The sequence below is a fragment of the Deltaproteobacteria bacterium genome, from assembly GCA_016210045.1.
GTDB lineage: Bacteria > UBA10199 > UBA10199.
Map to the genome: position 1 here is coordinate 42804 of JACQUX010000016.1, position 9403 is coordinate 52206.

The following is a 9403-nucleotide window of genomic DNA, read 5'->3' on the forward strand; positions in this document are numbered from 1 at the left end:
ATAACTACTCTTCAATGACCGGATGGCCCGTGAGTGTTTCGAGTTGGAGTTTCAAGCCGGCCGTTTCCGCCGCGGGGATCTGAATTAAAATGCCCTGACGATTGCCTTGTGCATCGAGATAGGTCACGCCGAACTGTCGTACTGGATCGGCCGGCGGCGTGGTCGGAACGTAGACCGTGCCGGCATTCGCGTTCGGATTGCTACTCGGTGCTGGGACTTGTGCCGAGGTCTCCGGGAGTCGAACATTCGGTACACTGACCACGCTTGGCGACGCGGTCGCGGCCGCCGGTGCCAGCGTGACCCGCACTACTTTACTGCGATCAATTGCCAACGGCTCCGCAAACGCGTCGTGCCGAATTTCTAAACGCCCGTTCTGAAACTGCATCCGACAGATGTGCGCGTGTCCATCGCCTCCCTGACAGCGTCCCCGAAACCCGGCCGCTCCGGCGACCGTGCTGATGCTCACGATGAGCAGCCACAGTGCCAGGCAGCTCTGCACGACCCGGTTCGTCATGCCGCTACTCCAAAAATATCCCGGCGAATCACCGAAACCGGAATCGATCCGGCATGCAGCAATCGGTTGTGGAACGACGCTTCGTCGAAGGTGGCGCCTTCTTTTTGCTGCACCGCCCGCTTCAGGTCGAGAATCAGATGTTTGCCGAGCAAGTAGCTCAATTGATACGTCGGCGAATGGGTGTAGCGATTCAATTCCGCCTGCGCGGCCTCCAACGGGATGTGGGTTTTTTTCATCAGGAGTTGCGTTGCCGCCTCGACGCTCATTTCGCCTTGCGACAGCTTGACGTCGATGATTACCCGCGTCGCGCGCCAGACAAGATCATTTACCATGCTAAAGCGCCCTTGCAGCGTGTCGTGGAAGCCGTGCTGTTTCATGAGCTCTTCGCAATAGTGGGCCCAGCCTTCGACCAGTTCCGCCGACTTGCCGCCGATGAAGGTCGCGCTGCGGAGGAACGAGCAGGTCAAGTTGGCGGTGGAGAGTTGGAGGTGGTGGCCTGGATACGCCTCGTGCACGGCCGTGTTGTAAATGGCCGTGTAATTCAAGTGGCGCGCCAGCTGTTTCATATCCGCCGGCGGCGTGACCATGTAGGTCCCTTGTTGTACCGGCGCGAACCGGGCCGGCGGAAAGATCGCGGCGAACGGGATCAGCGGGCGCAAGAAGGCCGGCGTTTCGATGATGTCGAGTCGTTCGTTGCCGGGAAGATCGACGATGCGATGTTGTTGTAAGAAGGTCTTTGCGGCCTCGCAGGTCTCGCGTGTTACTCGCAACGCGGTTTCGAAGTCGGGCGGGGCATCGGCCTGAATCGCAAGCTGGGCCGCTTCGATGTCGTCGCTGCCGATCAATTCCTTGGCGAGGCGGCGTCGTTCGGCTTCATACCGGGCGAGCGCGTCTTCGCCCAGCGCCAAGATTTCCTGCGCGTCCATGCCGAGTTTGCGCAGCCGCAGGAGTTCCTGAAACCGGTCTTTGCCGAGTACCCACAATTCGCGATCGTCGACCGGGGATTGTTGCAGCCAGGTGACGTAACGGTGGGCCTCGGCCTTGGCTTGCTCCGCGCCGCGCGCCACACGGGCCGCGGTTTGCGGTGAGGCCTTCGCCCGCGCGGCGTCGGTGATGGCGTCGAAGAACGAGAGCATGCCGGTCGTGGTCTGCAGCGCAATGTCGCGCCAGCGACGCGGCGGTGGCAGCATCCGCGACTGATGCTCGCGCACATATTCCGGAGCACTTTCTAAGCGCGAGGCGATGTTATGAAATCGCGTTTCGTCGTCCGCCACTTGACCGAGCAACGTCATGAAGAGGATCTGGCCGATTTCGGTGATCGCTTCGGGGCCGCGCTGCCACAAGTCGAGGTCGCGAAAATAGAAGTGGTGCAACGCATGACAGTGCTCGAACAGCGCGAGGTCGAGTCGTTGGTCTTGGCTCAGTTGTTCGCGTGGAATCCGGCGCAATTCTTGGAGCCATGTATTGATGAACGCGAATTCGGTCTCGAAGGCCTCGCGGTGGACATGCGGCATCTGGTCGTCGAACGCGTGATATCCGGTGACCGTGGCGAATTCGGGCGAGAGTCGGAAAAATTCGAGGAGTTTCTCTTTCTTGATGATATCGTGTCGGTCGTCAAAGGGGAGGTCGGGGAGCGGGTGTGTCATGCGAGTCCCTTCGGTTAACGCGTGAATACGCCAGGCGAATTAGGTCGCCCCGTTGCAGTCCAAGGGCAAGTCCGGCAAGCGCCCCCTGCGCCATCGTGTGAAAAACTCTAACAGATTCATTGCTTCGCACGCAACTTTTTGTTCTGAGAGCCGATAATGGGAGCAACATGATCCGTTTCTCGTTGCAGCAGCGTTTCCCGAATCGGCAGCGGCCTTCCGTGGTCGCGCGTCGTGAAGCGGCGGCTCTGCGGCGACTGCTGTGTGGACAAGGTCTCCCATTGTCGCGCGCTATCGAATTGCCGCCGGCTCCGGTCGGCATGCAGGTGGTACGGTTTCAAGAGACGGCGCCGGCGTGGGCAGGCGCGAGCGCGAGTAGTGCCGGATGCTCCGCTCCTGTACGCGTGCGCGAGCATGCCATGTCGTCTGCGGCCGCGTTGGACATGTCGGCGCGTGCGGTTGCTTTGCCGCATGACGTGCCTTGGGCGGACGTGCCGGACTGGTTGCAAACCGCTCTGCACGGCGCTTGGGATTACTTGCGCCGCACTCCCCGTTACGCCATGCCGGTGCAGCGCGCCGCCGCTGCCGTGGCCATGCGTGTCGATTCCCCGCAGGCCTGGATTGAGGCCATTGGCTTGCGGCACGCCGTGCTCGTGAATCTGCCGCATATCCTGAACAATGCCGCGTCGGCAGTGGCCTATTGGCTGGAAACCGTCGAGGACGGTTGGATAGATGGCGAGGAACCGGAACCGGCAGTGAGCCAAGAGGCCGTCCAGTCCTCGGTCGATAAATTGCGGGCTCTGTTCGACCTCTTTCAGCATGACCGTGTGTTGTATGCCGAAGCGCTCCCCGTCGTGCTGCAGCGACGCAGTGCCTTCTTTCTGCAGATCCTGGGCCTGATTGACGTCGCCTGTGCCACAGACGGTGTGTATGCCGCGCAGTGGCACGCAGCGATTGAATCCGCGTTTGCCCATCATACGGCGCGGCAGTTGCTGTGGGGTTGGGCGGACGCGGAGTTTGCGCCGATGGGAGCCCGCGGCGATGAAGACTTGCGCCGCGCCGCCGCTCTGCTAATGGCATGCTACGCGGCCGCGATTCCGGAAGAGGGGCGGTTGCAAGACTGGTTCGAGGCGGCTCGGATCGGACCGCAAAAAATAGAAACCTTATGTGCCGCGATCGAACAGTGTGGCGGCGCGGGAGAGCGGGCATCGGTATTGCCGGCCATGCGTCGTGTCGCGGTCACGTTGCGCGCGAAATACGCTACAGCGGGAAACGGAGCCGACGATGAGGACGAGTAACCGAGGTTTTGGACGAGGAGCGCTTGGCGGAACCGCAGCGCCGGCGATTGTTGCATCCCAACCATCGGTCAGACGACGGGTGCCACCAGCGCGCGCGGCGGTTGTGGGCGTGGACGGCGCTGTCGTCGCGGGCCTCCCGCGTGCTCCTCTGGGCCGTTCATCAGTTGTCGGGCGCATACGGCCGTCAACCGCTGGTCCGCGGACCTTTAGCGCCTGGTGGCACTCCCGTTCCAGGCTGTCGTTTCAAGAGGCAGTGCAGTCCGTGATGGGGAACCAAGGGGCGATTCTGTTGGCGTGGGACCCATCGCTGCCTTCCTCTGGTCTTGAAAATAAAGAACCCACATTACTTGCCGCGGCGGGGATTCTGCAAACACTGCTCGACCGATGTCAGCGATCTGCAGCAGATGCCGCTGTGCTGCTCGCGGCGCTCCCCGCACGCGATCGCGATTCCACCACGGCGATTCCTTGGCTCGCCGTCATCGAACGCCTCGACGCCTATCTCGCTGCGTTGCATCCGGACTCCACTTCCGCCTATGCCGCCCATTGGGGACCATAGATCGCATCCGAATACGCCCGGCGTGCATCTCACGTGCCCGCCTGATTGTATTTGCGTCCCAACGGTGTTGCTTCCAGTCGTCCGAATCGGGTATGACCTCGCACAATGTCGTGCATTTCGCGCCCGTAGCTCAGGGGATAGAGCACCTGCCTTCTAAGCAGGACGCCGCAGGTTCGAATCCTGCCGGGCGCGCAAATTTTGCTTCAGCAAAATTTGCCCCGATACACGAAGGCTTCGGGGCTTTTTGGTAACATTGCTGGCGCATAATTTCGTATATCGTGTATCGAATATCGTGTGTCGGGTACAGGAACGCATGATGGAAAAAATAAACATCCTCCTCACTGGCGCGTCCGGATTGCTCGGGCGGGTGGTGTGGCGTCACTTTAGCGCGCTGGATGCCTTCCATGTCGTCGGCACCGCGTTTCGGCGAACCAACAGCGCGCTCGTTCCGCTCAATCTGCTCGATCCGACTTCAATTCGCGAGGTCGTGCAGGCCACCCGGCCGGAGATCATCATCCACTGCGCGGCAGAGCGCCGTCCCGACGTCAGCGAAAGTCAGCACGATGCGACATTGGCGCTGAACGCGCAGGCGACAGGCACTTTAGCCGAGTGTGCCAAGCCGTATGACAGCAAGTTCATCTACATCTCGACCGATTACGTGTTCGAGGGCACGCAGCCGCCGTATGCCGAAATGGCCATGCCGCGCCCGTTGAACTTTTACGGCCAAACCAAGCTGGCGGGCGAACAGGCCGTGGCCGCAATGCTACCGACCAGACATTATATCCTCCGTCTGCCGATCCTGTACGGACCAGTGACGCGGCTCGACGAATGTCCGGCAATGGCGTTGGCGCAGGCATTGTTGGCAACAGATCCGGTGGCGCTTGACCATTGGGCCGTTCGTTTCCCCACACTGACGGACGATGTCGCGTTGGTACTCGAACAGATGGTCGCACGCATCGCGCGCGATGGACTCGCGGCGGGCGTGTATCATTGGCAATCTGATGAGGCCTTTACCAAATACGAACTGACGAAGGCCATGGAAGAAATATTGGGTGTTGCGACAGACCATTTAGTGCCAGTGACCACGCCCTCATCGGAAGCGCCGCGTCCGCAGAATTGTCAGATGGTCTGTGCTGGACTTGAAAAGCTGGGCATCGGCCATCGCACCCCATTGCGCTCCGTAATCGGGAGTCTGTTGCAGCCATTCATGCGCGCGTAGGAAAAAACACCCCCTTTACAGCTGCCCATTTTTCTGGAACACGACATCAATTCAAGGATCGCTCCACCAGCGCCCGTAGCTCAACGGATAGAGCATCAGGCTTCGAACCTGAGGGTTGGGAGTTCGAGTCTCTCCGGGCGCGCATTTGTGAATGAGAGGCCGTTTTTCCGAAATGAGAGAAGGGCTTTCTTATTTGATATTCGAGGGTTGAGCCTTTCAAAGCCAGGTTCGAAAGCGTGAAGTTGATGAGTTGCCGCTTTTGGTCCACTTTCGAACTCTCAAAAAGCTCATAGGCCCGTGAAGCCAGGTCCAGCAAGGTGGAAAAGGTCATGTTGAAGCTCTCGTCGGCTTCGGTGTGGGCCGATAATTCGCCGTTCAATTCGTACTGTCGTTCCTTCAATTCGGTGCATTTTTTGTCATACTCATCCCGTGTAATACTCCCTTCGAGTCTCATGTCGAGCAAGGCATCGAGTTTTCTTTGGATGAGATCGTAATTTTTGCGTACCCGGCTGATGGCCTCGTCGTGAAAGACCTTCTTGGCTTTGACTGATTCAGCCAAATGGTTTTTGAGCGCTGCCAGGACATTCTCGGGGATGTGAAAACTTCGGAAAACATCTTTGATCTGCTCCAACAATTCCTCTTCTCGGATCCGCAAACCTTCGCAGGGGCCTCTGGATTTGGTGCAGTACATGTAAACGTATTTTCCCTTTTTGAGGTCGCTGGTGATGGTGCAGCCACAATAGGCGCATTTGATAAGACCCCGAAAGATGAAGGGCTTGTCGGAATATTTGAACGGCTTCTTGTTCCAGCTCAGGCGAACCGACTGGGCTTGGTCGTAAAGCTCTCTGGAAATGATGGGTGTGTGCTTGGCTGGATAGATCTTTCCTTTGACCCGCATGTCGCCATAGTAAAAAGGGTTCTGCAGAATTTGGTAAACGTTTCCCGTGCCGTAGGGTTTTCCGTTCAATGAAACGAGCCCCCATTTTTTGGCAAGCTTGGCCATCTCGCTGAGAGACCGCCCACCCTGGGCGTATTCCTGAAAGAGCCGCTTCACCAGAAATGCTTTTTCAGCATCGGGCACGGGTTTCTTTCTGCAGGTTTCAGGATCAACTATTGAAACGTACCCAATCGGCGCCTTGCCGATCCACTGGCCGTTCTTGACCTTGTGATTGATGCTCCGTTTGACGTTCTCGCTCAGTTGCAACACGTAGGACTTGGCGTTCATCACGCTAAAATCCCAGCGCATGATATCGATGCTGGTGGCGTTGTCGTTGAGAACCATGCTCTCGCGATTGAAATGAAGTTCGATTTTTCCTTCGTGAATCAGCTTGTCCAGAAGAACCGATTCGCTGAAGCCCCTCTGAATCCGGTCCACCGCATCGGCCACAATCGCCACCTTTTCTTTTTGGGACGTGGCAAAGGCGATCATCTGGTGAAATTCTTTGCGCTCGCCCTGGGTGGATGACTCAATGATCCGGAAAACCTTGAGGACGTTCAGATTCCTGCGCTGGCAGTACTCCTGCATCCGAGCAATCTGGGCGTCGATGGAGTAGCCGTCTTCCTGTTCTTTCGTCGAAACGCGGGCGAGAATGATGGCGTTCATAGGGTCACCTGACGATCAAATTGCCATACCGTTTAGGGGTATGGAAGTTGTTATCCCTTCTAGATTGGATAAGAGCGATTTTATAACCATTTGAAACGTTTAGCATTTTTAGCCTTCTTGGGTTTGTTATCCTAGCAGCTTGGATAACAACCCCTGATCGGGGGTTGCTCCCGGAAGCCGGTAACGACGATTCTGCTTGGCCGCTGTCGGGTTACTCACAACCAAAAGACCCAGCTTGACCCAATTACTGATGGTCTTGTAAGCCTTAATCGTATCGTCGGTCCGAAGTATTTTTCTTACCTCGGCATTCCCTATGTCATTTTGCTTCAGCAAATATTGATAAACCTGATCCCAAACTCCCAGCCTGAGTTCATTGAAGAGAAATACGATGACGGCTTCTTTAGAGATGGCCGGCTGAGTTAAAAAAATCGGCGGATAAAGCTCCGCCTGTCCCATCGTTTCAAACATCATCCTGACCCCTTCCCCTGCATCCAGATTCGGAGGCTGGGGAAATTCTCTCAAATGATCCACCAAAGCCCGGTTGCGCGGATGAGAACCCCGTATGCCGATATTGTAAGCCGTTACTCCCCCGGGCAAAACGCCGGGGCTTTCAATTTCAATCCGATTGGCAAAGATTCGGATGTGGATGTCGGCAGAGATCCGATAGTCACGGTGAATGACCGCGTTGGTGATGGCTTCAGTGATAACCCTTACCGGATAGCGTTGAGCGATTTCAAAACCAAGAGGCCCCACCTGGACACCGGTGGCCAAAGAATCAATCACGATGTCCCTGGCCGAAGTGATTTGTACCTTCAATGGCCCCATCACTGATTTGGGTGTGCGCAGAAGATTCGTTTCCACCTTATGCTCAATTGATTCGCCTTTGTAATGAAAGATTCTGATGGAACATTTTGTATCCAAGAGACCCGCTGGCTCCTCGGCAAAAAGCAAAACGGCGGCTCGGGTCGGCAGTAATTTCCCCTTTTCGTCTTTCCTGGCCAGCCCCAGATGAAACAGGGCTTGATCGATATCGCGGGTCAGTTTTCGGTAATCCCGGTATTCCTTCCAGTAAATCGTATTGAGCAATTCAAAGGGAACATCGGCCAAGATATTGACCGCGCTGGTGGCGCCCCGCTGCATGGAGAGCTCGGTGATCTGGCTTGCGCTCAGGTGCCTGTTGGTATTGTCCTCGCGGACAAAAGTACCGCCATCAACAATGGAATGAACGGTGTAGCTCTTGCTGACTTTGACGACCAGGATGGAGCCCGCAGATCCATCCCTCAGCGTACAACCGATTTCGATGAATGAGAGCGGTTCACTATGAGGCAAATCGATAACCGGCGTGATCCGGTGGCCCAGGAGCCGCTTGAGTTCCGCAACGGACTCCAAATTTTCCTGAATGCCATAAACCCGATCCCGCCCCGTGGCCTTTTTTGAGTCCTCAACACCCAAAACAAGAACACCACCGTCCGTGTTGGCAAAGGCGGTAATGGTCTTGATCTTGCCGGAATTATCGCCCACCCGTTTAACATCAAAGGTTCGCCCCTCGGGTAAGGTCAAGATTTGTTCGACCAATTCGTCGTCAAGAGGTGGCATGGATTGTGACAGATCTCTCAGCATTCTTTCCTTTCAATTGTGCAGACGGTGTCTGCACTTTTTCAATTCCTTATCAATTCGTCAGACGGCGTCTGGCTTTTCCTGCGGCCACAATTTCCGAGACACCGTCTGGTAAATCACCTACTTCAAAAGCTTCAACTGCGGCATTTCTGTCTCCGCCTCCGGACCCTTTGGCTCCGCCAATTCAATCAACGTCGGTGCCACATTCCAATGCCCGCCGTTGTCAGTGATGACCGTGACTGATTTTCTGTTGAAGCGGGTCAACGTGCCCGCCTGCGGTTCATGGCCTGATGGATGAAAACTCACTCGGTCACCGATCTTGAATTTGAACATTTCCTTGTGGGAACGAATCTGACGCATGAGGCGAAGTCGTTCCACAATCTTGTGGTTGAGTTCGATGAGTTCGGATTCGGTTAGGTGGTCGATGTTGAGTTTCATTTTTAATCCTTTCCAAATAGTACAGAAAAATGGCCCTTCTTATGGCCCTGTCGTAAAATTTTTCAGTGACGTTATCGTCTTTTCAGCCAATGTGATTAAATCACCAAATCTGCTGATAACCGCACCGATAACAAGCCAAAGTAAGGTCTCTCTGATTTTTATTCTCTTGGAGATACTCCGCTTTGTGAGCGCGGAACTGAATTCGCTTTCAAAATATGTCCATAACGCTGGTTTGGTTGTTTCAGTCCACAGATTCATATGTCTTTGAGATTTTTCAGCCTTAGGTGGCCCCCACACGGCCGGTTTTTTCAGTAGATCCTCTGCCAGGATAATATATTGATCAAACAAGCTCTTTAGAATTGGACCCAATTTATTTTTGTTGAGGTCGACTTCCGATAATTCAACCGCGACGTCTTTCATTCGTTCTCTAATCGCTTTTGATAACTCATGCTCAACGAATGCTGCACCTACTCCGGGTCCAAGGACACCTCTTCGATTCGTGTCATTCACGGCCC

General features: G+C 55.8%; 8 protein-coding genes, 2 tRNA genes and 2 pseudogenes. 5 read left to right on the forward strand and 7 right to left on the reverse strand.

Annotated features, from left to right (window positions below; translation table 11 throughout):
* Nucleotides 1-4: 4 nt before the first annotated feature.
* Both HY696_04700 and HY696_04705 read right to left on the reverse strand, forming a co-directional pair.
* Complete coding sequence (locus HY696_04700; GenBank protein ID MBI4237705.1) at nucleotides 5-514, reverse strand: hypothetical protein; 510 nt, start codon at nucleotides 512-514, stop codon at nucleotides 5-7.
* Nucleotides 511-2160, reverse strand: coding sequence for a DUF885 domain-containing protein (locus HY696_04705; GenBank protein ID MBI4237706.1), 1650 nt, complete (start codon nucleotides 2158-2160; stop codon nucleotides 511-513). Before HY696_04705 ends, HY696_04700 begins: the two co-directional genes overlap by 4 nt.
* Nucleotides 2161-2327: 167 nt before the next feature.
* On the opposite strand from HY696_04705, the gene HY696_04710 reads away from it, so the two are divergent.
* From HY696_04710 to HY696_04730, 5 genes are all read left to right on the forward strand, one after another.
* Nucleotides 2328-3455 (forward strand): hypothetical protein, encoded by a 1128-nt coding sequence (locus HY696_04710; protein MBI4237707.1) that lies wholly within the window; start codon nucleotides 2328-2330, stop codon nucleotides 3453-3455.
* Between the two features lie 265 nt (nucleotides 3456-3720).
* Nucleotides 3721-4011, forward strand: coding sequence for a hypothetical protein (locus HY696_04715; protein ID MBI4237708.1), 291 nt, complete (start codon nucleotides 3721-3723; stop codon nucleotides 4009-4011).
* A gap of 119 nt (nucleotides 4012-4130) precedes the next feature.
* Nucleotides 4131-4203: transfer RNA gene (locus HY696_04720), tRNA-Arg, on the forward strand.
* A 121-nt stretch (nucleotides 4204-4324) separates the two neighbouring features.
* On the forward strand, nucleotides 4325-5230 hold the full coding sequence (locus HY696_04725) for an SDR family oxidoreductase (GenBank protein ID MBI4237709.1): 906 nt from the start codon (nucleotides 4325-4327) through the stop codon (nucleotides 5228-5230).
* 69 nt (nucleotides 5231-5299) lie between these two features.
* Nucleotides 5300-5372, forward strand: a tRNA-Arg gene (locus tag HY696_04730).
* A gap of 468 nt (nucleotides 5373-5840) precedes the next feature.
* Here HY696_04730 and HY696_04735 read toward each other — a convergent pair.
* The 5 genes and pseudogenes from HY696_04735 to HY696_04755 all read right to left on the reverse strand — a co-directional run bounded on the left by HY696_04735 (nucleotide 5841) and on the right by HY696_04755 (nucleotide 9308).
* A pseudogene (locus HY696_04735) lies at nucleotides 5841-6128 on the reverse strand (recombinase zinc beta ribbon domain-containing protein).
* A gap of 246 nt (nucleotides 6129-6374) precedes the next feature.
* Nucleotides 6375-6833 (reverse strand): annotated as a pseudogene (locus tag HY696_04740) (recombinase family protein).
* A gap of 126 nt (nucleotides 6834-6959) precedes the next feature.
* A complete protein-coding gene (locus HY696_04745) occupies nucleotides 6960-8429 on the reverse strand; it encodes a putative DNA binding domain-containing protein (GenBank protein ID MBI4237710.1) in 1470 nt (489 codons plus the stop codon).
* A 141-nt stretch (nucleotides 8430-8570) separates the two neighbouring features.
* Nucleotides 8571-8888 carry a hypothetical protein gene (locus HY696_04750; GenBank protein MBI4237711.1) on the reverse strand — a complete coding sequence of 106 codons (318 nt, stop codon included), beginning with the start codon at nucleotides 8886-8888 and terminating at the stop codon, nucleotides 8571-8573.
* A 39-nt stretch (nucleotides 8889-8927) separates the two neighbouring features.
* Nucleotides 8928-9308 (reverse strand): hypothetical protein, encoded by a 381-nt coding sequence (locus tag HY696_04755; protein ID MBI4237712.1) that lies wholly within the window; start codon nucleotides 9306-9308, stop codon nucleotides 8928-8930.
* Between the last annotated feature and the right edge of the window lie 95 nt (nucleotides 9309-9403).

Excerpts from the sequence above, each read along its gene's own strand:
- HY696_04710 (MBI4237707.1), top strand. The coding sequence starts at position 2,328 with ATGATCCGTTTCTCGTTGCAGCAGCGTTTCCCGAATCGGCAGCGGCCT.
- HY696_04700 (MBI4237705.1), bottom strand. The coding sequence starts at position 514 with ATGACGAACCGGGTCGTGCAGAGCTGCCTGGCACTGTGGCTGCTCATC.
- HY696_04705 (MBI4237706.1), bottom strand. The coding sequence starts at position 2,160 with ATGACACACCCGCTCCCCGACCTCCCCTTTGACGACCGACACGATATC.
- HY696_04715 (MBI4237708.1), top strand. The coding sequence starts at position 3,721 with ATGGGGAACCAAGGGGCGATTCTGTTGGCGTGGGACCCATCGCTGCCT.
- HY696_04745 (MBI4237710.1), bottom strand. The coding sequence starts at position 8,429 with ATGCCACCTCTTGACGACGAATTGGTCGAACAAATCTTGACCTTACCC.
- HY696_04755 (MBI4237712.1), bottom strand. The coding sequence starts at position 9,308 with ATGAAAGACGTCGCGGTTGAATTATCGGAAGTCGACCTCAACAAAAAT.
- HY696_04750 (MBI4237711.1), bottom strand. The coding sequence starts at position 8,888 with ATGAAACTCAACATCGACCACCTAACCGAATCCGAACTCATCGAACTC.
- HY696_04725 (MBI4237709.1), top strand. The coding sequence starts at position 4,325 with ATGATGGAAAAAATAAACATCCTCCTCACTGGCGCGTCCGGATTGCTC.